Origin of the sequence: Pseudomonas sp. Q11 (assembly GCF_024494355.1) — a bacterium.
Lineage (GTDB): Bacteria > Pseudomonadota > Gammaproteobacteria > Pseudomonadales > Pseudomonadaceae > Aquipseudomonas > Aquipseudomonas hefeiensis.
The window spans coordinates 111,117-133,476 of sequence record NZ_JAKNQY010000012.1 but is presented as its reverse complement, the minus strand read 5'-3'; the positions used below and the strand labels follow the sequence as shown (position 1 = coordinate 133,476).

Sequence of the window (22,360 nt, the reverse complement as noted above, 5' to 3'; positions counted from 1 at the left end):
GTTGTAGGTCCAATGCCTTTTTTTTGCAGACTGTTGTCCCTGAACTGAATTGCGTGAGGAGAAAGGTATGCTGATTCTGACTCGTCGGTGCGCAGAGAGCCTGATTATTGGCGATGGCGAAATCACCGTGACCGTGCTCGGCGTCAAAGGAAACCAAGTGCGTATTGGCGTCAACGCTCCGAAAGAGGTCGCGGTGCACCGAGAGGAAATTTACCTGCGTATCAAGAAAGAGAAGGACGACGAACCAAGCCATTAATTTTTATCGATTTTTATGTTTGCAAACGGGGATGAAGGTGGTTAATATACGCCCCGTGTTGCGGAGAGCTGGCCGAGTGGCCGAAGGCGCTCCCCTGCTAAGGGAGTACACCTCAAAAGGGTGTCGGGGGTTCGAATCCCCCGTTCTCCGCCATTATTTATTTAGTGCGACGTGATCTGGCTTGTTCAGTAAGTTGTTGAAATTACTGAAAAAAGCGCTTTACAAAAAGATTCGGCGACCTATAATGCGCGGCAACAAATGCACTCGTAGCTCAGCTGGATAGAGTACTCGGCTACGAACCGAGCGGTCACAGGTTCGAATCCTGTCGAGTGCACCATTTAAGAGTTGTTTGCAGTCATGCAAATAACTTGGCTTCAACCAGTTGTGATCTGGTATAAAACCACAACTTGCACTCGTAGCTCAGCTGGATAGAGTACTCGGCTACGAACCGAGCGGTCACAGGTTCGAATCCTGTCGAGTGCACCAAACACCAAAAAGCCCGCGTTAACGCGGGCTTTTTGCTGTCTACGATTTGCCTTTCACACACCCTTTCTCATCGAATACGATCTCTGCGCTGCGACCTTTTTTCGCTTTGTAGGTATAGCGAGTGCTCGAATTCCGGATTTTGACCGAGTCGGGTTTGCCCAGAGCGCTTTCCACGTCCTGCTGGCTCATACCGCTGACGATTCGCTGGTTCATGATCGCTTCGCGGCGTTGCCTGGCGTTGAGCAGATTCCCGCAGCGGTCTTCAAGCTGGCCGACAACAGTCGGTTCCTTGCGGTTGGCTTTGTTGCTGGCTGTTTGCCGAAACTCCGCTTCGGGCAGCAGGGTCTCTGTCATCGGCGCGGCCTTGCCCGGGTTGATCGGGTGGATCTGCTGAAGTGACAAGGTCTCTCCCGGGCGGCAACTCAGGGTGGTGAAGGTCACGTGCCCTGCGGTACTTTCACAGCGATGCACGCTTTGCTCGGCAGCCGCCAAAGGCAAGCAGGACAGGGCGACGAATAAAAACAGATAGCGACTACTGACAGGCATTCTGGCGTCCTCCTTGACGGTGAAGAGGAGAAGGGTAGCCGCTACATTTTTACCAGGGCGTGTGTTTTCTTTTCAGGATAAGTCGTCGTAGGCATAGAGGTTCAATCTGCGTTCAGGTATGTCTCGCAAGCGCTTGTTCTTGCCATGATTTTTTAACGTTCTAAAGCGTCAAGCGGTGTATGATTGCGCCCGTCAGCCCCGCCGGGGCTTGTGGAATATCCCATGGACTTACCCAGTAGTTACTCAATATCCCGTTTTACCAATCATGAACTGACTGATTGATCCTTCCGGCGTGTTCCACTGCTGGGAGTGGAGTTCGCCTATGACTGAAATAGAAGTAAAAAAAACGCAGGAAAGCCTTCAGGATCGCCTTGCTCAAGTCGTTGAGCTGCTGCATCGCCAGCGGGTGGTCGAAGACCTGACGCATCGCCAGGAAGGCCCGCATCACGACCTGGTCGAGAACCTGGTCCACCGGCAGAACCTCGTCGAGTTGCAACGCAAGCTCGATGACCTGCACTCCGCCGACGTTGCCTACATCCTTGAAGCCTTGCCGCTGGAAGAGCGTCTGACGGTCTGGCAGCTGGTCCAGGCTGATCGTGACGGTGACATCCTGCTTGAAGTGTCCGACTCGGTTCGTGAAACCCTGATCGCTGACATGGATGATCACGAGTTGCTGGCGGCGGCCAAGGAAATGGACGCCGACGAACTCGCCGACCTTGCGCCCGAATTGCCACGGGACGTTATCCACGAACTGATGGAAACCCTCGACGGCCAACAGCGTGAGCGCGTGCGTTCGGCGTTGTCCTATGACGAGGAGCAGGTCGGGGCGCTGATGGACTTCGAGATGGTGACCATCCGTGAGGATGTCAGTCTCGAAGTGGTATTGCGGTACCTGCGCCGTCTCAAGGAGTTGCCGGGGCATACCGACAAGCTCTTTGTGGTCGATTACGACGGTGTGCTCAAGGGCGTGCTGCCTATCAAGCGATTGCTCGTCAATGATCCGGAAAAGCAGGTGGCCGAGGTCATGGCCAGTGACCCGGTGAGCTTTCACCCGGACGAGGATGCCTACGATGCGGCCCAGGCGTTCGAACGTTACGATTTGATTTCTGCGCCCGTTGTCGACAAGAACGGCAAGTTGATCGGCCGTCTGACCATCGACGAAATGGTCGACCTGATTCGTGAGGAGAGCGAAAGCGAAGTCCTCAACATGGCCGGTCTGCGTGAAGAGGAAGACATCTTCGCCTCGGTCTGGAAGTCCCTGCGCAACCGTTGGGCCTGGCTGGCGGTCAATTTGGTCACGGCTTTTATCGCGTCCCGGGTCATCGGTTTGTTCGAAGGCTCCATCGAAAAACTGGTAGCCCTTGCGGCGCTGATGCCTATCGTTGCGGGGATTGGCGGCAACTCCGGCAACCAGACAATCACCATGATCGTCCGCGCCATGGCGCTGGACCAGGTCAGTACCGGCAATACGTCGCGATTGATGCGCAAGGAACTGGCCGTGGGCTTGATCAACGGTCTGGTTTGGGGGGGCGTAATCGGCGTGGTGGCGTACCTGCTGTATGGCAGTTGGTCACTGGGAGTGGTCATGACCGCCGCGATGACGCTCAACTTGTTGTTGGCGGCCTTGATGGGAGTATTGATTCCCATGACCCTGGCTCGATTGGGACGTGACCCTGCCATGGGGGCCAGCGTGATGATTACCGCCATGACCGACAGCGGCGGGTTCTTCATTTTCCTGGGGTTGGCGACGATTTTCCTGCTCTAATTCGCGCCTCAATAAAGCCCGCCAATTTGGCGAGCTTTTTCGTGGGCGCCAGAAATGTCCGTCACCAAATGCCAGGCAAAAAAAAGCCAGCACAAGGCTGGCTTAAATATCTTGGGTGCGATCAGGACGCGTCTGCGGCCATTTCTGCGTCATGGGCAATCAGCGAAACGAGGGCATTTTGCTGACGATGGGAGAGTTGTCGGAATCGTTGAAGCAACTCGCGTTCATGCAGTGACAGCTCTGGGCTGTCCAGTCGCATGCTCAGTTCTTCACCCAACGCACCTTCCTGAATAAGGCTTTGCTCAAGGCGCGCGATGATTTCGGAGTTCATGCTGCGGTGATGATTGCGAGCCACCTCGGCAATGCGTTCCCGCATTCCGTCTGGCAGACGTACGACGAATTTGTCAGCCGTACGGCTGGAATAAATTGCCTGTTTCATTGGGCGCATATATTTAACCGGTTAGTTCAGGGGAGCGGTTCTCGGGATTGGCCGCGGGATGTCGATAGGACAAGGTCCGTAGCCAAATGTTCAACCTGAATTGTTAAGAGGCCCGCATCATGCCTCAAAATTGCCAGATCATTGGCGCCAATTCTGTGACAAATATTGATCCGCGTAAAGGCGTTCTGCCAGTACCCTTCGTCAAAAATGCGGACTGGTTTGAAAAATTCCCAGGTCCGCATCTTCTGACCACGGCATCGTGTCTATGTGCCATACCGTCTGGCGGATAACCGCAACGCAGGCCCAAGCGCGGTGCTGTCCTTGTATTGTATAGGATAGTGGCGATTTGCCGATTTACTAGAATGAGCAGGGTAGGCCAGATGAGCGGCGGTGCGGTCCGGGTTCTTCGATGGGAGACTTGGCGAGCGGTACATTTGCCTACACTTAAAAAGCCATGGACGACATGACAAATGCCAGGCTGACCGTTAACATGCACGCCGTCCAACGCACCGCGTTTCTCGTGGTCGACTTGTGTCTCAGTAGCTCAATTGGATAGAGCATCCCCCTCCTAAGGGGAAGGTTGGCAGTTCGAACCTGCCCTGGGACACCATATTTTACAAACTCCCTGCCCTCGAAGGCTAACAGCGGCCTCGGCCGTCTTTGGGGTATGACTGGCGTCGGGCAACTGATAGGCGCTCCTCTGAACGGATGCTCTGCTGGGCATGGGAAACATCGCGTTCGGCTGGCGCTCGGCTTCGCGGTCGATGGCCAAATAGCTGACGTGGTGGCCGCTATTTTCGTCGACGATGATCGACGTCTCGCCGATAAAACGGGTCTTGTAATCGCCGGCCTCCGGCCCCTCAGCTTCCAGAAACGGGTAATTCCAATACGGTCCCTGAAACAGCTTTGTTTACTCATCTTTGCTGTAAGGCACCGCCCTTCATTCGACATCCAGTCTAACGACAGGCGGTGAAGTTGGATCATCGAATATCGATACCCGAGTCAAACTCAGCCAGCTTGGAACCACAAGCTAGCGATAACGCTCAATGATTTCAAACAGCTGACGGCACGATGTAGCCATGTATGGCTCGGGCGCCGTTGCTACCCCGAGCAAAAGGCCGGCTGAATTTCCTGGAGGAGTGGCGAACCACGCTGACAAAGGGGATGGTGCCATGCCGAAGGTCATCGCTTCCTGAACAATCTGCGCGTCAGGCATGCCGTCAGGGAGTTTGAGAAGTACTGCCAAGCCCGCCGTAACCCATTCGGCATCACGCATCCGTAACTGCTCGCATAACGCATTACGCTGGACAGAATATAATCGCTTTAGCCGACGGACACGCCGAATATAGTGGCCATCGTGCATAAATTGAGCCGTGGCGAGTTGAATGACGGGTGAGGGGGCGGGGGCGAGGGTTGCGGCAACCTCAGAGAAAGCTGTAACCAGTTCGATTGGTGCAACAACAAATCCTAGGCGCAATCCAGGGCTCACAGTCTTGCTGAACGAACCTACGTGGATAACCCGTTTTCCCTCGTCCAAAGACGCTAAGGCCGGGGCCGCCCGGCCTTCTAGTTGCAGCTCGCTGAGGTAGTCATCTTCGATGATCCAGGCGTCGTTCGAGACGGCCCATTCAAGTAGTTGAAGCCGTCGCCTCAACGACAAGGTTGAGCCCAAGGGAGCTTGTTGACCGGGCGTCAGGACCGCTAATGCAGCGTCTGCAGCGTTCTCAATTCCGTAATCTACGTTGAGGCCTTCGGCGTCCACCGGAACCGGGATGACATTTAACCGCGCGAGCTCTAACCCCTTCCGGGTAAGGAAGAATCCAGGCTCTTCCATCCAAACCTTCTTACCGTCCAAACCCAACACGCGCAGAACAAGCCCTAAGCCGGAACTGTATCCCGAAGTGATAAACACCTGTTCGGGAAAACAATGGAGGTTTCTGGCAATTGAGAGATAGCCTGCAATCTCTCGGCGCAGCTCGATTTCCCCCCTGGGGTCGGGATAGACAAGCGATGAGAACGACCCTGTCTTCAGTAGATTGGACGAGCGTGCCCGCGCGAAAAGTTGTACCGGCAGACCTTCAAACGCTGGAATTCCGAGCTGAAAGATCGCTGGCCCGGAGTTCATCCGCTCGTAGGCTCTCATGAAAGCCCCCGGCTCCGGTGGTTCCGGTTGAGCCATTGCTGCGCGGGGGCGCGGTGCCACGCGTGTGCCCTTAGCCCCAAATGTTTCAATCATTTGGGCGTCGGATAACCGCTCATACGCCGCTTGAACTGTACCGCGCGCCACACCGAGGTGCGCGGCGAGGTCTTGCCAGGAAGGCAATCGGGAGCCCGGTGTGAGCAAGCCTGACTCTATTGCCCTGGTAATACTCATACGAATTTGTTCTGACAGGGAAACCTTCGCCGTCCGATCGAGCTGGATCTGCAGATCTGGGTTCATATTCTTGGTACACACAAAGGTGGGGGATCTTGGTTCTTTAATTCATACCATCGACGGTACAAGATGCAAAGACCAAGACGGAGCAACTCGACATGATCATTCGTCCGATTCTCACTGCATTTTGTGTAACAAGCGCAATTTTCACTAGCACTGGCTCCTACGCTCATGGTCCTGGCGATATCGTGAGGCCGAATTTTGAACAAGCAATTCCTAATTTGCCGGGTAAATCGCTCATCGCTGTAGAAGTCGAATATCCCCCGGGTGCTGGCTCGTTGCCTCACAGGCACGCGAAATCCGCTTTCATTTACGCGTATGTGGTATCGGGCTCAGTCGAATCAAAGGTCAATGGCGGTGATGCTCACATATATCGCGCCGGTGAGAGCTGGTCCGAACCCCCCGGTGCGACCCATTCTATAAGTAGGAACGTGAGCAAAACCAAACCCGCAAAGTTGCTGGCGGTGTTCGTCGTTGACAGCAATGACAAAGAACTGACGACACCGATCAAGTAACCCCAGCTGAAGTGCGAGAGTGCACATGGGCCTGCCATGTGCCGGTGGGATGGGCGCGCCAAAGTGTTCAGGGCGGTTTTGATTACGGTTGTGCCATGCAAGCGGCGTTCAGCCGGTGATGGAACTATTTATAGGCGCCAGTCGCGAGAGACCTACATAAAACTTGCGATGTAATCATCCTCGGAACTTGGACTTATCGGGGCGAGCAGTCCACGCCGTTAAAAAAGACATGACCTGTCTTCTACGTTGGTGAAGTTGCAACTGACGCTAGTGAGAGTAGACGGGTAAGGTCGCTGCCAGTTTTGCTTCTTCGGTAGGCCGACTGAAAGCGATTCATACGTTCATTGACCCCAGAAATAGAGGAGAAAAACGCAGCTCGACACTCGAATGAAACCGAATACTCATAGGACGAAAGCGCTCTTGCTCAACGTGTCCCTCTACTTATAGGAGTCATCATGACCAACGCCGTCATCGAATGTATCGTGAGTCGCAGTGCCGCTAAGTACTACGACCCTGCCGCCATTTTAAGCGACGACCAAATTCGTGAGCTGGTGCGTATCGGCACCAGCGCGCCAACATCTTTCCACATACAGAATTGGCGCTTCATCGCTGTACGCACGCCTGAAGCCAAAGCTCGGTTGAGTCCGATTGCCTGGAGTCAGCCACCGATCATTGAAGCAGCCGTTACTTTCATCATCTGCGGCCAGTTGGCTGACTCCAGTGTCATACCGGAACGCCTTGCTCCTTTGGTTGAAGCGGGCGTCATGCCCGCAGCGATGGTGTCGGATTGGGAGCTCCCTGCACGCGATTTGTATTTAGAGCACCCGCAGCGCCAGCGCGACGAGGCAGTACGCACGGCCACCTTTGGTGCGTCGGCGATCATCTATGCGGCCCGTTCGCTAGGCCTGGGATCAACGCCCATGATCGGTTTCGATGCCCAAGCGGTGACCCGCGAGTTCGGACTGGCTGAAAACGAAGTGCCGGTCATGTTGTTGTCCATAGGCGCGGAGCGTCCAGGAAACTGGGCCCAGAAGCCGCGTCGTCCGTTGGCTGAAGTGTTGGATCTTGTTTAATTATTCATAAAACGCAGGAACTTACGGAGACTACCATGCCTCGATGTGCAGTACTGAAGCCGGAACAAGTGCCGGCCGATTCAAAACCTACTCTCGATGCGTTCACCAAGAACATCGGGTTCACTCCAAATATGATGATGGCTTTCGCGCAAAGTCCAATCGCGTTCAATTCATGGGCTACTTTGCTAGGTTCCTTGAGTAAGGCGCTTGACGTGAAGACGCGTGACAGTATTGGCCTCGCCGTCTCCGAAGCGAATGGTTGCGACTATTGCCTGACGGTTCACAGCTTCACAGCAGAGCATATGGCCAAGCTGCCGGCCGATGAAATTATTCTTGCTCGGAAGGGGCGTGCCACTGACCCGAAGCGCGACGCGGTGCTCCAGTTCGCGCAAAAAGTCATCGAGACTCGCGGCAAAGTCAGTGACGCTGATTTGAAAGCCGTCCGTGATGCGGGCTACACGGATGCGAATGTCATGGAGATCGTCGCGCTGGTGGCTATGTACTCCCTTACGAACTTTTTCAATAACGTGTTCGATCCCGAGAAGGACTTTCCGGCCGTTCCTCCAGCTGGCTCGATCTGAACGCTGTTCAGTCACATCGACCGTCTGCGATAGTGCGTTGAGGTTTGATGTGATGCGAACGTAACGTGAAAGTCCAGATACACCCCGAAGACATTCTTGGAGGCGTGTCTGGACTTTTCATATTGTGTCGACAAGTTAGGGCAAGAACGTGGCATTCGATCATTCGATTCCACACACTGACCGGTGCAGTACCCGGATCGCCTGTAACTCTTTTCCCTGCCGACGCCCAATGCGCGTCCGGCGGTGCGGCAAGGGCTCGACATGACGGCGATTGAACGAGGAGAGTCAATTATGAGGACAGTCGTGATCGACTGCGTAAAGTCATGGGGATCGTTCGCATGAACATCCTCCATATTGATTGCAGCTCGCCTCCAGAATCCCACAGTCGCCAGCTTTCGGCAGCGATCGTAAAAAAGCTCCTTGAGGTCACGCGCGGTGCACGTATCGGCCGCCGGGACTTTGCCTCTGCCCCCCTGCCACATGCTTCGCCAGAATACGCGACTGCACTGTCGTCGCCAGCGACCTTGGCAGCCCGCCCTACGAGACTGTCCGGTGTTTGCGATCCGGCACGCCCTTGGAGGCAGCCGGATCTGGTCGGGTTTTGTGGTATTTCACGTGCCACTTTTGTTTAAAAGGCTATGCATGTCCGAGATTGAAATGGCCTACTTGGGCATTTAGGCCTTCAGCAAGACGAGCGACTCCTTCACTGGCAATGCTAACTTGATCGGAGCCTGCGGCGTTATGGCTGGCAAGCTCTCGAATTTGTTCTATTCGTTGACTTATGTCGTGAGCAACCACAGCTTGCTCTTCAGCTGCGCTGGCAATCTGGACAGCCATGTCACTGATCACTCGATTTGCGTGAGTGATGCTTTCAAGAGCATGCCCGGCATTGTCAGCTTGGCGGGAGCCAGCCTCAGCTTGGCTACGACTCTGATCCATAACGTCTACTGCTTGTTTTGCGCCCTCTTGTAAACGCAAGATCATATCCTGAATTTCCTGAGTCGAATCCTGAGTGCGTTTCGCGAGATTACGCACTTCATCTGCCACTACGGCAAAACCTCGGCCTTGCTCTCCAGCCCTTGCAGCTTCGATAGCGGCGTTGAGTGCTAACAAATTGGTCTGGTCGGCAATACTGCGAATCACATCAAGGATACTGCCGATACTAGAAGTGTCCGCCGCCAGGGCCTGAACCACCTCAGCGGCTTTGCCGATATCACCAGACAGCTGCTGGATAGTTGACATCATTTGCTCAACTACTTCACGACCGCTCGCGGCTGACCTGTCAGCTTTATGGGCCGCTTCAGCTGTTTGGGCCGAGTGGCGCGCGACGTCCTGCACAGTGGCCGCCATTTGCGTAATAGCTGTTGCAACCTCCGCAGTGTGCAGCTCTTGCTGTTTGATATTTTCCAATGTGCTTCGGGTGGTGCTGGTCAGTTGTTCCGCAGAGACGCTAAGTTGGCGGCTCGAATGCACCACGTTGTGTACCACTTCGCGTAGCCTGGCAACCATCTGCCCGAATGCATGAGATAGAACCCCGAATTCCCCAGTGCTGCGAGCATCCAAGCGGGTATTGAGATCCCCCTCGGCAACCCGCATAGCGTCACCAGAGAGACGCAAAAGAGCGCCGCCAACCCTGCGTCGTATAGTGATGATGCCGATTACCGCAATGACTATCAGTAAGAGGACCATCAGGCTCACCGCACCCATGTGGATAGAGCCAGCAGATCGTAAGTCATCTACTTCAAGTTGAGTCCGCTTGTCGAGCAGGACGAAAAAATCTTTAACCGGCGCCATAATGCGAGCCTTTTCTGCGTCGTAACGGGGGCTATAGACTAAATGAGTAGATGCACTCAGATCAGGTAGTGTGCCGTTCGCCCCCGAGGCGATGTCCATTGCCTGAGATTCAAGGTTAACTAATTCATTTGACGCATGCTCAGCCTCTTCAAGCTTAGCCAGTTCTGCTTCGCTCATTCCCTGACGACGCATTAACTCTAATAACGGAACAGAAGGACCGAGTTCGCCACCAGCCTTTTGACCGGCCGCGAGGAAATCGATGTATGGATAACTGTAATTAGAAGGCCGAGGTTCCTGGCCGTTCCGAATGGACAAAATCTGTTGGTACAGCCTGGCGTAGCGGCTCTCTCCAGTGACTGCATAGGTTCGAGCCATACGACTTAAATCATCAGAGCCCTGACGTAGCTCATCCGCGAGCAAGTAGGACTGGTAGCGATTTTCCTCGCGTTCGCTGAGGTTTCGCTGATTATGAATCATTGACACTACAAGCAAACTGAGTATCGCCGTGGTAACAATAATGGCGCTAAAAATTAGTGTGAAAAGACGTTGAATAGACAAACTGGCTCTCCTTGCAGGATCAATAAATACTGAATGGGACTAGGTAGGGGCGAGCGAAACAATAAAAGGTTGTGAAACAATGGGTTCGCCAAAAAAACACCAAGCGAAAGAGTGGAGCCACAAGCTTAGGTGTCCAGATTCGGATCTTGCGGGCTGTTGATTAGTTGTTGTGCGAGTGAGAGGATAGCGCAAGAGTTGATGTGGCTCTTTCAAAAAAATGCCATTTATACCGTTCGTCAGCTAGGCTAATTGATATTGTCGGTGTGGCCGAAGTTGACTAACTTGCCGTTATGCACGCTGTGCGCTCGTATCGTCATCAAAAAATATGATAATGATCAACCAGAGCTTTCCGTTTGGTACGTTTCTATTGCTTGAGCCGAAAATTTCAACGGCGCCATTATTGTTCTAGGCTGCCGAGTATACTTAGGCAGATTAGAAGTGTCTTATTCAGAACGTGCGTAAGCTTTTTGGTTAAATTTAAATAGCCCGGCTAATACAACAAGCATTACCCCATAAGCGATAATGGCATGTGGGGCAAGCGACGGGATACCATGCAATAATAACGTCTCGTTGCCACCAGGGATGATCGCTGCGGAAAAGCTCATTAACGAACCTCCAACCAGTTTTCGAGAAAATGGCAAAATTCTTAGTTTACGAAACTTTAATCTACGCGTCTTTCTTGCGGCGACGATTGCGCCACAGATGAGTGCTCCAGTGGCTGTAAAGACTTGGAGGGGGATAGCGGCTATAGATGGGTTGAGAAGTGCAGTTGCGCTATGGGAAAGCATCGTCAGATATCCCCAGTTACCGATGGTCGCATGGAGCAGTCCACCAGACGTCCCTATCACGAACATTGAAAAACAAGGGCTCCATATACCTGTATGAGGAACGTTTATGTTATCAGGTGCTATAACGCAATATTTAAAATCGATGTCACGAAAAGCGATTATGATAAAAGTGGCCCAAATGCAGATGGATAATACACTGGGTGTCGCTAGATTAATTAAATGAAGACTGTCTGGGTGGAGTGTAACAAGAGAACTCAATAGAGCACCTATGAACATTCCAATCAACGTTCCAGTATAATCCATCTCTCCATTTGCAAGGTGGGCAATAGTGCCGAACACGCAAGCACTGTTGAGGAAAGCACCCAAGCCGAATAGTGCTCCGGCAATGACGGTAACTTCAGAAGGAAGGTAAGATGGTGAAAGGTTTACTACGCCTGGAAAAAGCCAAGCGCTAGGTAGGAGAACAATTCCCGCCCATGAGGCAGCGGTGATGAACGCACGAATATGGACGCTATGATTATGGTTTATCCAATGATTGACTGCTGCTACTGCACAAATGCTACCACGTCTTATGGCAAAGCCCATGATGAAAGCAAGGGCCGCACTTATAATTATTAGATTAAGCGAGTATGGCAATCGCGTCGATCCTGATCACGTGGGGATTCTGTTTGAGTTGGATGATGAGCAAAATCAATGTGTTCGGGCGACTTTATCGGACGATGCCGTTATCTAGTTGCAAGGGCGCAACACCGCTGCCCTTTATCCAGACTTCTGGGTTAAATGGCAGCGGTTACGCCAGTGCCTCATCGGGTGCTCTATAAAAGAGCAATTTACTCATGAATTGGCAGCATAGTATAGGGTCAGCAGGCTGCTTTGATACTCTCTACCTTCGGCATTTTCCTAATGAAAAGCCGATGTTGCCTCCGGTCCACTTTGCTAAGCTCATTAATTTAACTCTTTGCGAATGGCGACCCCTTGGGCGTTAGTTGTTGAGCGTTGAGATTTTCTCGCGTGCATCGAGAAGAGGGTATCCCCAAACGTGTACCCAGTCAGTTTTCTTCACAGGAGTATGGCAAGCGATGCAGGTGCTTGTATCTTTGTTTGTGGTAACAGACGGGGCGCCTTCAGCAATTAAAGCCCATCCCCATCCGTCGGTCCATATCCCACTTTTCTCATAGCGGCCTTTGGTGTCCTTGATCATCACAAACCAGCCTAGCCCCTGAGCCCAAAATGACGCGTGACCAGTTGTCAGGTCAGCGGCGGCGGTGCCTTGCAACTCTTTAATTAGCATAGCGCCATCAGGAAATTGTCCATGGGCTCGATAGTAGTCAATCGAATCTCGATCGACGTACACTTGATGAAGCTCTTTTAATCCCCCTAATGAATCCCCGCCAGGCACGGCGAAGGAGCCCAGAAATACAAACTCCGTCCTATAGTCCTTCGGTACCTTTATGTTTCCATTCTCATCCACATATTTTTTGAACGTCTGTGAATAGGTAGGCGGGGCCCCACTGGTCGGTGGCGGGGACGAGGCCGCTTTTGATAGCGCTGGGAGCGAGGAGATTAGTAGCATCGTAAACACGACGAGATTTTTGAGATTGGCGTTCATTTTAATAACCTGCTTTGGAATTAAAGCTTCATGAGGTTCTGAGAATACCGCATTGCTCTTTCTAGCCCCAAAAGTGAGGTCTTATAGATTATAGTTGGACATGACCTTTCGTGGTTTCAGAATCATGCGCTTCTACTGTAAAACTATTGGTTGCCATGAATTAGCAGAGCCAAAGATCCCTGTATTGTCCTGGTGTAATACCGATATGCTGTTTGAATGCAGTGCTGAAATGGGATTGAGAACTGAATCCGCATTCCTGCGAAATTTGCGCCAAGCCCAAGGTTGATTCCGCCAGCATATATTCGGCACGACGCACTCGGTGTTCCAGAATGTACGCGTGAGGTGATTGTCCTGTTCTGGCTTTGAACGTGCGGGTGAAGTGAAAGTGACTTTGTGCTGCAATGCTCGCAAGCTCCCCCACATGAATTGAGGAGCTAATGCGTCGGTTGATGTATTCAGCGACCTTGGTGAATCTAGGCTCTGGCAACCGTAATTTCGGTAACCCCATCTCAAAGTGGAATTCGGGATTTTTACGCCCCTTTAGCAGCATTGCCAAAATAAAGCGCGCTGCAGCTGGACAGTGGAAGCCATTCCTGACAAGGCTCGCGCAGGAACTGATTCCCTCGCCCATTTTCTCAACTACGCGACGCGCGACACAATCAAAGCCTGACTCCGGTCCATAATGCGCTACGATATTCTTAAGGCACGCAAAATTCAGCTTTAATGTTTCAACCGTTCGTAGTAAAAAATTCTCATCGATCATTATTTCGACGAAGCTGTTCTGCAGTTCCCATGTGACCGCTCGGCTGTTGTCGGCGCCCCCGAGAACGATGCAAGTGCCACATTTTATATCCACTTCTTTGCACATACTGGCTTCGGTCAACGACAGTGCGCCGTTTTCCGTTAAAAATATTAATATCGTCATTTGGCCGCTGAGCGATGAATAATGCTGGCGTCCCTTCTGCTTTAGAGACCGAGCGCAGACAATGGTATACGTTTGATTTGCGGCGGAATTAGGTGTGGCATGAGGGAGGAATAGGGTAGCCATATTAGCCTCTCTTATAAGATGTCCCGCTGATTATTGTTGGGGGTACTTATATATATTTCGGTCGATGATTCAAGTGCTCTTTAATCGCGCGGCAGTAGGGTTCACAAAGGCTATACAAAAGTGGAACTGCGGAAGGCTTGGCCTTAACTTCCCGGGTTGAACGATTGGGCTTCTTGACCTTAGATTCACATCTATAGTGAAGTGACTCATTTTTTGCTCCGTCGTAAATGCGCACTCCCTTTGCGCTGCCGCTGCGTCTGTTTTGTAAGCTCCGGTGCGTTCAGGAAAGCACACATCAACCTCGGCGTCGAGCTAATGCAAGCTGCCTCGGATCAGTGGAACCCGCTGACCAGAAGCTGGCTGTTTGCAACTATGTGGCGACATCCAAGGTTGACAGCCAATGCCCTCGGCTGAGTGAGTAGGCTAGCTCAGTCAAGAGCGGAGCAATTTCAAAAACGTGCGCTTTTTATGATTTTTTTCCCCTGGCTTCGCTTTCGCAGCCACATTGAGGAAAATCGATAGTGGTGTTATTGATTCTGTTCACTAAATTGATGAAGGTCGTAGTGCTGACAACTAAACAGATATCTATGATGTTGTTTTCTGTATATCCGGCATCCAAAAGATCCTGGAGGCTGGAAGGGTTAATCACTCCTTTCGAGTTGATCAAAATGGAAACGAACTCAATGAGGGAGTCCAGCTTCGTATTTAGGGTTGGTTGAGCTGTTTTGATGTTTGTTATCGTCGCTTGGGATAAGCCAGCAAATTTCCCTAGGAATGAATGTGCGGCGATGCCGTAATCACAACTGGAATGTGTGCTCACTTTTAGCCTGATTGCGGCTAATTCGATTTCTGTTAGCGTGCTTTCCTCTATTACTTTATCGAGCTCAAGGATCGTTTTTAATCCGCTCGGGCAGTGTGTCCCAATAGTCGCGTAAACATTGGGTACGATGCCTGATGCTTTTTTTATAGAGGCATAAATTTCTGAGATAATACCCTTGGCTGAAGAAGGATGAATTGTTGACAAGCGAGACATTGGAACTTTCCCCTGGCCTGATGATGTGGTAGCTGTTAAGCACCTTAATGGCGCGTTTCTTGTTGTTTGATTCAAGTAGGTGGGATTGAAGTGTTGCGGCGAATGGCGTGCTCTCGGCTGTACAGGCTAATTGTTACACGCTAGCCACAACTGAGGCGACTAGTGCTAGGCGGTCGAGAATGCTTTAAATCATCTTTGTATGTGGACATTGATTTTGGTTTTGTTTCTCTACATTGTTGGTGGTTGTGTTTGAAATAATCGTTTATTATTACTTAGTTGACTAGTCATCAAACACAGATAACATAAATTTGGATTTTGCATGAATGAATATCTTTTTCCCTTTCGGCTGTTTGTACGGGTCGCTTATGCAGGCAGTTTCTCCCGTGCAAGCCGAGAGCTGGGGATTTCTCAATCATCGGCCTCGCGGATCATTGCTTCGTTGGAGCGTGACCTAGGAGCAATGTTGCTCATTCGCACTACGCGTGCCGTGGCACTCACGCCGGCAGGTGCAACTTACTTGGCAAATATAGAACCCCTACTGGCGGCTTTTGATGAGGCGAACCTTGCAGCTAAAGGGGGGGAGGAGCTTCGAGGGCGGCTGAGGTTGGGTATACACCCGGGTATGTGTCTTAGAGAGATCGTCCCTAAGTTATCTTCGTTTCTTGATTTTCACTCAGCGCTCAGCGTGGATCTGGTCGCGGATCAGCCTCAACAAGGTCGAATAAGGGATCATGTGGATCTCTTCCTCCAAGTTGCGGCGCCTGAGGAAGCTACAACAGCGATGCGACTCATCGGTAGCACTCCGCGGGTGTTAGTAGCTTCTCCAAGGTATCTTTTGGGGCGGGGGGTACCTGACTCACCTGTGGCGCTGATTACGCACTCCGTTATCGCGGGGCCTTCTCCGTCAGGGGCAGGTTCCTGGTTGTTCTCGCGCAACGGAAGGGCGGTATCAATCAGTGTTGAAGGTAAAATGACCGCTCACGCAAGTGAAGTAGCTATGTCTTGCGCTGTTAGTGGAATCGGTATTATCTCAACAGGGCTTTGGTCGTGCCAGGCGGAATTAGATTCGGGTGCACTGGTTCGCGTGCTCGAAAGCTGGGATATGGGGGATATTAAGTTATATGCTTCGCTTCCAGCAGGAGCAGCAGCAAACACGGTCGCGCGATCCTTTATTAACCATTTGGTTTCGGAATTTCATAAGTCAGATTTCAACAACTGCATCGAGCTCCCTTGAGCACCAACAGGGAGCTTGATTGGCCGCAAATTTTAGTCTGGAGCAGGTAGATCGCTCTATCCGACAATTATCTCTTTCGGACCTCAATTGCTGTGAGGGAATTTCCGACTATTAAGATGGAGCAGGCTAACAAGCCAATATCTTTTAGTAAGAACTGCCCTGGAACAACGGATAGTGCTGGGAAGCCGAGTGTTGGTTCAAATGCCAATGGGGTGGTAAGCATAAATGTAAGCGTCGTTATGAATAGCCCTACCGATAGTAGCCCCCCGATAACTGACAGCTTAGGCGATATGCATCTTCCGGCGATCAATAGTCCAATTGAAATCTCAAGGACGCCAAGGAAATACGAAAACTCCATGACGCTCATATAACTATACATCCAAGATAACAGCGGGCTATGACTTACAAAGCCGTAGATGCCGTTCGCCTCATACTCAGTGAATTTCATCCCGCCAAACCATAGATATATCACGGCCAAGGCGGTGAAGACGGAATTCCATCCGATTCGGGTGATGAGTGAGCCTACGGAATTACTGACTGCAGGAAGGTCCACTAGCTTATCGCTATGCTGAAGGGGCGAAGTGTTCATCGTTATACCTCGAAATGCAGTTGATAAATGTTATTCATTGTATTGCTCAAAAGGAGGTCGGGCACTTGATAGCATGGTATGGGAGATCTGTTCTGTATGTTAGATATATGGAAATTAAACCTTGCTAAAATTATGGTTTTTAGCGGATCCAGATAGGGTTGTTCCATAACTCTCGCTTAGCTTAGCGGAAGCCAAATTTATGTCATTTCAGAAATGTGCGCTTTGGTGGATTAATTTAGACATGCCTATGCTCTTAGCTGTCGCGCCGTTAATAAAGTGCATATTGGAGATGTCGAAGCGGTGCCGTTAGGGCAGGGAGAAGAAGCACTGTGGGATGATTAGCGTCGTGTCGTCAGCGTTCAGTGGTTCTGTGCTGTAATGAAGCAGGTTATAATCTATAAACCTAAGCAAAATAGTATTCGGCTTTTCTGTTTGTCAGGAAAATTACTCTCCGGTCATAAATGATTTGTTTAAAAAAGGGTGGACGCTTAACTCGCAAATGTGCGTCCACCCAAGGGATGATCAGACTATCTCCTTTAGTAAGATCATTACAGAACAGGTTGGATGTAAAACAGGATGCGTGACTCATTGCTTGAAGCTGGGAGCAACATTATCTTGCTTGCCCACGCGTTTATTTCATAATCGTGCGTTTTTTGATGGGTTAAGCATTTGGGATGCAAAGTCTTACCATGGGCCACAAGCAGTATCTTGCCGTGGTGGCGGGCAACAGCGGGCGCATTGGCCGTCGCCGCCGCTGGCGGCTAGCCTTTTGTATGATCAGTCAAGTTGCAGCTTGCGAGGAGCGTTGATTGTATTCGCCACTTGGCTGGTGTCATCCCCATGTGTTTTTTGAATGCCCTTTGGAATGCCGCATCTGATTTGTATCCGCTGTCTTGAGCAATTTCAGAGATGGAATTGGATGTCTGCGCGAGTTGCTTGCTTGCATTTTCCATGCGTATCTCAACAAGCAGGTCGTTAGCAGATCTGCCCGCGGCCTCAGCAAACTGCCTCGCAAAGGTAGCCCTAGACATCAGGCACAATGCTGCTAATTCAGCCATCGTCCATGCCTTGGAGTAATTTTCAAACATCGCGGTAAAAGCGGGCTGAAGTCTTGGCCGTTTTGCGAGGCGTAACAGCCCCGTCGGCGGCTCATCGCTTTCACTGGCCATGCGCAAAGTCATGCTAAAAAGCGCGCCCGACATATGGTTCATCATTGATTCGCTGCCAGGGCCGTGCTCTATCGCCTCTTCATGCATCAATGTTATTAAGCGAGCAAGTCGGCTGCGGGCCACTCGTTCTTCTTTCAGATGAGTCACGTCGCCGGGCTCATCGATTCCCCTAATGATTAGTCTTCGAGGCAAGCTTTCCTTAATAATTTGTCTTGGAGAGGAAGGCAAAATAAAGCGACCGCAGAGTATATTAACCGGCTTTCTCTCGCTGCCGTTGGTTCGAATTAAAAGACCTCTCTCGCGATGCATTTTGCCCGTCGTTGAATGATGTCCAGAACCCTCATATAGAACATGTGGGACGCCTGAAGGTATTAGTAAAATGTCTCCCGCTTGCATTGAGATGACAGGGTTTTCACCGTCATCGACTTGTGCACTCCCGCGTAAGAGGATGTGGTAGGGGATCTCTCGCGGGCCTGTGGCAGCGTAATTGAGTCTCCAGGGAGGACTAAAATGACATCTGATGTCGAGCGTACCGCTCACTGGCATCAGGAAAAGTAGACTGCTTAAGATGTCCATTTGAGACGCTCGAGCATAATAATGCTGAATTGTAGCATTAACATGGCAAACGTCGACGGTTAGGCTGGATGCTTCTCACACATTGCGACTGGAAGCTTTATCCAGAGGAGCCGCCGATGTCTCGCTTTACCACCATAGATCCGAGTGAAGCTACCGGATTAGTGGCAGAAACGTTCGCGTCCATAAAAAGAGCTGCGGGTATGGTCCCTAATGCGTATCTGACTATCGGAACGCATAGTCCCGAGGGGTTGGATGCCGTGTTGCGATTGGATGAAGTGGTCGCCCAGAGCGGAATTTCCGAAGCGGATCTAGAGGCAATAAGACTAGTTGTGAGTGATTGGTCGGGGTGTCGTTACTGCATAGCCGCTCACAGCCTAAAAGCTAAATTTTCCGGACTTTCTCGGGATATCATCTCGCGCATACGGGAAGGTAAGGGTACGGGCGACATCCGGCGAGATACTCTCATTGAATTCGTGCGAAGTATCGTATCAAGCAAGGGGGTTCTGAGTTTGCGACAGGTAGAATCAATAGTTGCGGCGGGATATTCTGAGCGGCAGATTATTGGGGTGTCCCTGGCAATTGCTTCAACTATATTCGCTAACACTGTAAATCGTATCAATGACACTGCAATTGATTTTCCTGAAATATAAACGCTTATGGGGTGTATTTCCCCAATCTTGAGGGCGCGCACTTATTCTAAAAATATGGCCTGTTCATAACCTATTTTTCTAAAGGTGTTTTCATGTTAGTCATTGCTTTCCTGGGCGGCATATTGACCGTCCTCAGCCCCTGTATTTTGCCCGTAGTGCCATTATTGTTCGCCGGTGCTTACCGCACACGTTCATCGAGCATATTAATGCTCGTCGGTATGGCGCTGACATTTGCTCTCATCTCCAGTCTTGCGGTGGTCAGCAGCGAGTGGGTGATACAAGCCAGCAATGCCGGCCGTCATGTAGCGCTGGTCGTGATGGTGCTGTTTGCACTGTCGTTGATCTTTGCCCGGATCGGCGATTGGCTGGCACGACCTGTTGTTTTGCTTGGAAATCACCTTAACCCAAACAACCGCGTAATACCGGGCTCGCTTGGTTCGCTGATGATCGGCGTTGCCACTGGTCTGCTCTGGGTACCCTGCGCGGGGCCGATCCTAGGAGTCATTCTCACGAGTGCCATGCTACAAGGCGCCAATGTGGGCACCAGTCTGTTGCTATTGGCCTACGGCTTGGGTAGCGCGGTTACCCTGGGGTTCCTGATCTTCGCCGGTAGGAGCCTGGTCAATCGCTTAAAGCCGTCTATTGCGATGACTAATTGGTTGCGGCGAAGTATGGGAGTCGTTGCGCTGGCCGGTGCGGCGGTAATCGCTACCGGTGCTGACAGCGTACTGTTGGCTAACGCTTCCTCCGAAGGTATCAGCAATGTCGAGAAAGACGTATTGGAGATCGTGCCAAAAGTAGTAGGCAATTTCGTAAACAAGGCCAAGGCTGAGCCCATCATAAATACCCAGGGCGCTATGCCGTCACTTTCAGGCGCTGTGGAGTGGCTTAATTCGCCAGCGCTGTCGAATGACCAGCTAAAAGGCAAGGTTGTGCTTGTGGATTTCTGGACTTTCGACTGCATCAACTGCAAACACACGTTACCTTACGTAAAGGACTGGGCACAGAAATACGAAAAACAGGGGCTCGTCGTGATCGGTGTGCATACCCCGGAATACGGATTCGAACATATCATTGACAACGTCAGAAGTAAGGTCAGGGATTACGGCATCACCTATCCTGTAGCCATCGACAACAACTATACAATCTGGCGCAGTTTCAAGAATCAGTACTGGCCCGCTCACTACTTCATCGACGCCAAAGGGCAGGTGCGCTTTACCCATTTCGGTGAGGGTCGTTATGAGGCCCAAGAAAAAATGATTCAACAACTATTAAAAGAAGCCATGACCGACGACGCCACGTCCGTCCCTGAGACGGAAATTGAATTATCTATGGCTGACAAGCCCTGATAGTCCACCGCGCGTGATATATTTTGGTACTCAGCGATGAAGGTCTCGGTATTGTCCAGGTGTAATACCTATTCGCTTCTTGAAAGTCGTAGTAAAATGCGATTGGGAGTTGAAGCCTGAATCATTTGCGATTTGTGACAAGCTAACGTTCGTTTCTGATAATAGATACTCTGCACGGCAGAGCCTACTATCCAACACATAAGAGTGAGGGGAGCGACCGGTACTTGCTCGAAATGTGCGGGCGAAATAAAATCTACTCTGAGTTGCGATCTCGGCCATTTCCGAAACGCTTATTGCGAACGATATTTCACTTTCAATATAGTCGACAATAGCTTTCAAAGTGCCTTCGGGCAGCTGAAACTTCTTCTGATTCGGTTTATTTCGGCCTTTACTGTTCCGAATGCTAACCATCATTGCGATCAGAAAGCGGGCCGTAGGCGCGCAATAATATCCATCCGTAACTAGGCTGGCACTGGTTTTTCGTTGACCGAACATTTTACACGCCAAGCGCTTGGCAAGTGCACCAAATCCGGCTTCGGGGCCATAAACGCCAATAACATCTGAAAGCGCGGTTTTGCTCGGCGAAACCGCCGCAATCACATCTGAGACGAACCTGTCTTCAATTGCAATTTCGAGTAGTTTGTTTGGCGCGCTCCAGGACATTATCTGATCTTTTCCGCTGGCGCCAATCAGTACGGTGGTTCCTATTTTAGCCTCGAGCTCGATACTGGCTGAGGCGTTATTAAAAATGAGTCGCCCGTTGTCACTAAGAAATACAATAAGTGTGAATCGCCCTGTCTTTGAAATATAACTGCCCGGCGATTCAGCGCTTAAAATACGCGCACTGACCAACACCATGGGGCGGAGGTGCCCTCCACTTTTTGAATGTAGTTGTCTTTGGTGTCGCATTCTTTTATCTCGTTTTCCCTGAAGAGGATAGTCACTATTCCATCGAACGGGCTTTTCGAAGTGGCGGCATGTTGTCCAGTAGTATAAAGAGCTCGTTCTCGTTCATTGGCTGTGTATAGTTTGCGTTGACTTCTGAGTATGTAATGGTTGCTTGTTTGTCTATCACGAATAGCGAAGCCATTGGAAGGAGTTCATTGTCTGGTCCGTTAAATTTGTCAAGATCTGCACCTAAAGTGAGATATTTTTTTCTCAAAGGGCTTGGTAGGCGCCATGCGACTTTGAATTCTAATGCAACTCGACTGTGCACGTCGCGCAGTACTGGAAAGCTAACGAGCTTTTTTTTATTTACGTCCGCATGTGAAAAATGTATTTGCGGTGAGATGGCGACAATTGACGCGCCTTTGTTAGTTATCGCTTTGTTGATTGTTTCAAGGGTCATGAGCGTCGCATGCGAATACCAGCACCACAGTCCTCGGAGAAAAACGATAATCATGGGGCCCTTTCTAATGAGGTCAAGCGAATGTAATTCGTCACCCTGCGTATTAATAAGCGTGAAGTCAGGCGCGCGACTGCCAGCCTTGATTGCATGTGTTGAAATTTTTGATTCGCAAAGTTCCATAATCGAGTTTCGTAAGATTTTCTGATCATCAGCAGCAGGCGGTTTTTTATCTCCGGCTAAAAAGTTAACCGGTTGCACGCAAAGCACCATCAAATTTCCCTAGTTTTTATTTTCTCTAGATTCTGTCGGCTGTAAATGGGCAAGTACCTTTTTGGGATGGCGAATTTAGTTGCTCTCATTGAAACCCTAGGCCAAACGATATTGAAATCCGATATACCCTAACTCATTGTTTTATAGACTTATTCCAGAAACGTGCGCTTTTCTATCTATTATTTTGGTAGCAATAGGTCAATGGCTGTGCTGTCAAGCGATGCACGTGACGGCGATCAGGTGCCTTTTC

At 50.8% G+C, this 22,360-nt stretch carries 20 protein-coding genes, 4 tRNA genes and 1 pseudogene; 12 read left to right on the top strand and 13 right to left on the bottom strand.

Translation table 11 applies throughout. From position 1 onward, the window contains the following. Positions 1 to 67: 67 nt before the first annotated feature. From csrA to MA884_RS14800, 4 genes are all read left to right on the top strand, one after another. The gene (gene csrA, locus MA884_RS14815) at positions 68 to 256 is read left to right on the top strand and encodes a carbon storage regulator CsrA (protein WP_003178872.1); all 189 of its coding nucleotides are present in this window, start codon (positions 68 to 70) and stop codon (positions 254 to 256) included. Positions 257 to 318: 62 nt separating this feature from the next. Then, positions 319 to 409: transfer RNA gene (locus MA884_RS14810), tRNA-Ser, on the top strand. Positions 410 to 516: 107 nt separating this feature from the next. Further along, positions 517 to 593 (top strand) — tRNA-Arg (locus MA884_RS14805). A 72-nt stretch (positions 594 to 665) separates the two neighbouring features. After that, positions 666 to 742, top strand: a tRNA-Arg gene (locus tag MA884_RS14800). Positions 743 to 781: 39 nt separating this feature from the next. Here MA884_RS14800 and MA884_RS14795 read toward each other — a convergent pair. Continuing rightward, the gene (locus MA884_RS14795; RefSeq protein WP_256231220.1) at positions 782 to 1,288 is read right to left on the bottom strand and encodes a cell envelope protein SmpA; all 507 of its coding nucleotides are present in this window, start codon (positions 1,286 to 1,288) and stop codon (positions 782 to 784) included. A 322-nt stretch (positions 1,289 to 1,610) separates the two neighbouring features. Here MA884_RS14795 and mgtE point away from each other — a divergent pair, with 322 nt between their 5' ends. Further along, complete coding sequence (gene mgtE / locus MA884_RS14790; RefSeq protein WP_256231219.1) at positions 1,611 to 3,053, top strand: magnesium transporter; 1,443 nt, start codon at positions 1,611 to 1,613, stop codon at positions 3,051 to 3,053. 121 nt (positions 3,054 to 3,174) lie between these two features. On the opposite strand, the gene MA884_RS14785 is transcribed toward mgtE, so the two are convergent. Then, entirely contained in the window at positions 3,175 to 3,501 is a 327-nt protein-coding gene (locus tag MA884_RS14785) for an Arc family DNA-binding protein (RefSeq protein ID WP_010226671.1), read from the bottom strand. 524 nt (positions 3,502 to 4,025) lie between these two features. Between MA884_RS14785 and MA884_RS14780 the strand changes: the two genes are divergently transcribed. Further along, a tRNA-Arg gene (locus tag MA884_RS14780) sits at positions 4,026 to 4,102 on the top strand. A 420-nt stretch (positions 4,103 to 4,522) separates the two neighbouring features. On the opposite strand, the gene MA884_RS14775 is transcribed toward MA884_RS14780, so the two are convergent. Next, complete coding sequence (locus MA884_RS14775) at positions 4,523 to 5,932, bottom strand: PLP-dependent aminotransferase family protein (protein ID WP_256231218.1); 1,410 nt, start codon at positions 5,930 to 5,932, stop codon at positions 4,523 to 4,525. 92 nt (positions 5,933 to 6,024) lie between these two features. Between MA884_RS14775 and MA884_RS14770 the strand changes: the two genes are divergently transcribed. The 3 genes from MA884_RS14770 (at position 6,025) to MA884_RS14760 (ending at position 8,095) form a co-directional block, all read left to right on the top strand. Continuing rightward, positions 6,025 to 6,441: a cupin domain-containing protein gene (locus MA884_RS14770; RefSeq protein WP_256231217.1), complete on the top strand. Its 417-nt coding sequence runs from the start codon at positions 6,025 to 6,027 to the stop codon at positions 6,439 to 6,441. A 455-nt stretch (positions 6,442 to 6,896) separates the two neighbouring features. Beyond that, complete coding sequence (locus MA884_RS14765; RefSeq protein WP_256231216.1) at positions 6,897 to 7,514, top strand: nitroreductase family protein; 618 nt, start codon at positions 6,897 to 6,899, stop codon at positions 7,512 to 7,514. A gap of 35 nt (positions 7,515 to 7,549) precedes the next feature. Next, entirely contained in the window at positions 7,550 to 8,095 is a 546-nt protein-coding gene (locus MA884_RS14760; RefSeq protein ID WP_256231215.1) for a carboxymuconolactone decarboxylase family protein, read from the top strand. A 636-nt stretch (positions 8,096 to 8,731) separates the two neighbouring features. On the opposite strand, the gene MA884_RS28050 is transcribed toward MA884_RS14760, so the two are convergent. From MA884_RS28050 to MA884_RS14730, 6 genes and pseudogenes are all read right to left on the bottom strand, one after another. Continuing rightward, on the bottom strand, positions 8,732 to 9,604 hold the full coding sequence (locus MA884_RS28050) for a methyl-accepting chemotaxis protein (RefSeq protein WP_371134781.1): 873 nt from the start codon (positions 9,602 to 9,604) through the stop codon (positions 8,732 to 8,734). Further along, positions 9,596 to 9,784, bottom strand: a pseudogene (locus MA884_RS28045) (HAMP domain-containing protein); the annotation flags it as partial. The gene MA884_RS28050 and the pseudogene MA884_RS28045, both read right to left, overlap by 9 nt. Before the next feature lie 1,106 nt (positions 9,785 to 10,890). Then, entirely contained in the window at positions 10,891 to 11,871 is a 981-nt protein-coding gene (locus MA884_RS14745; RefSeq protein WP_256231212.1) for a YeeE/YedE thiosulfate transporter family protein, read from the bottom strand. Between the two features lie 346 nt (positions 11,872 to 12,217). Next, positions 12,218 to 12,844: a cytochrome P460 family protein gene (locus tag MA884_RS14740; protein WP_256231211.1), complete on the bottom strand. Its 627-nt coding sequence runs from the start codon at positions 12,842 to 12,844 to the stop codon at positions 12,218 to 12,220. A 160-nt stretch (positions 12,845 to 13,004) separates the two neighbouring features. Next, the gene (locus tag MA884_RS14735; RefSeq protein WP_256231210.1) at positions 13,005 to 13,892 is read right to left on the bottom strand and encodes a helix-turn-helix domain-containing protein; all 888 of its coding nucleotides are present in this window, start codon (positions 13,890 to 13,892) and stop codon (positions 13,005 to 13,007) included. A 466-nt stretch (positions 13,893 to 14,358) separates the two neighbouring features. Then, positions 14,359 to 14,925 carry a carboxymuconolactone decarboxylase family protein gene (locus MA884_RS14730; protein WP_256231209.1) on the bottom strand — a complete coding sequence of 189 codons (567 nt, stop codon included), beginning with the start codon at positions 14,923 to 14,925 and terminating at the stop codon, positions 14,359 to 14,361. A 319-nt stretch (positions 14,926 to 15,244) separates the two neighbouring features. On the opposite strand from MA884_RS14730, the gene MA884_RS14725 reads away from it, so the two are divergent. Continuing rightward, positions 15,245 to 16,159, top strand: coding sequence for a LysR family transcriptional regulator (locus MA884_RS14725; RefSeq protein ID WP_256231208.1), 915 nt, complete (start codon positions 15,245 to 15,247; stop codon positions 16,157 to 16,159). A 67-nt stretch (positions 16,160 to 16,226) separates the two neighbouring features. Here the strand turns inward: MA884_RS14725 and MA884_RS14720 are convergent, their stop codons facing one another. Then, positions 16,227 to 16,748, bottom strand: a complete 522-nt coding sequence (locus MA884_RS14720) for a YkgB family protein (RefSeq protein WP_256231207.1) — start codon at positions 16,746 to 16,748, stop codon at positions 16,227 to 16,229. 761 nt (positions 16,749 to 17,509) lie between these two features. Then, positions 17,510 to 18,493, bottom strand: coding sequence for an AraC family transcriptional regulator (locus MA884_RS14715; protein ID WP_256231206.1), 984 nt, complete (start codon positions 18,491 to 18,493; stop codon positions 17,510 to 17,512). Between the two features lie 116 nt (positions 18,494 to 18,609). Here MA884_RS14715 and MA884_RS14710 point away from each other — a divergent pair, with 116 nt between their 5' ends. After that, complete coding sequence (locus tag MA884_RS14710; protein WP_256231205.1) at positions 18,610 to 19,143, top strand: carboxymuconolactone decarboxylase family protein; 534 nt, start codon at positions 18,610 to 18,612, stop codon at positions 19,141 to 19,143. Between the two features lie 92 nt (positions 19,144 to 19,235). Then, entirely contained in the window at positions 19,236 to 20,492 is a 1,257-nt protein-coding gene (locus MA884_RS14705; protein WP_256231204.1) for a cytochrome c biogenesis protein DipZ, read from the top strand. A 30-nt stretch (positions 20,493 to 20,522) separates the two neighbouring features. Here the strand turns inward: MA884_RS14705 and MA884_RS14700 are convergent, their stop codons facing one another. Together MA884_RS14700 and MA884_RS14695 are read right to left on the bottom strand one after the other, a co-directional pair. Further along, positions 20,523 to 21,350: an AraC family transcriptional regulator gene (locus tag MA884_RS14700; protein ID WP_256231203.1), complete on the bottom strand. Its 828-nt coding sequence runs from the start codon at positions 21,348 to 21,350 to the stop codon at positions 20,523 to 20,525. 85 nt (positions 21,351 to 21,435) lie between these two features. Beyond that, a complete protein-coding gene (locus MA884_RS14695) occupies positions 21,436 to 22,098 on the bottom strand; it encodes a redoxin domain-containing protein (RefSeq protein ID WP_256231202.1) in 663 nt (220 codons plus the stop codon). Positions 22,099 to 22,360: the final 262 nt, after the last annotated feature.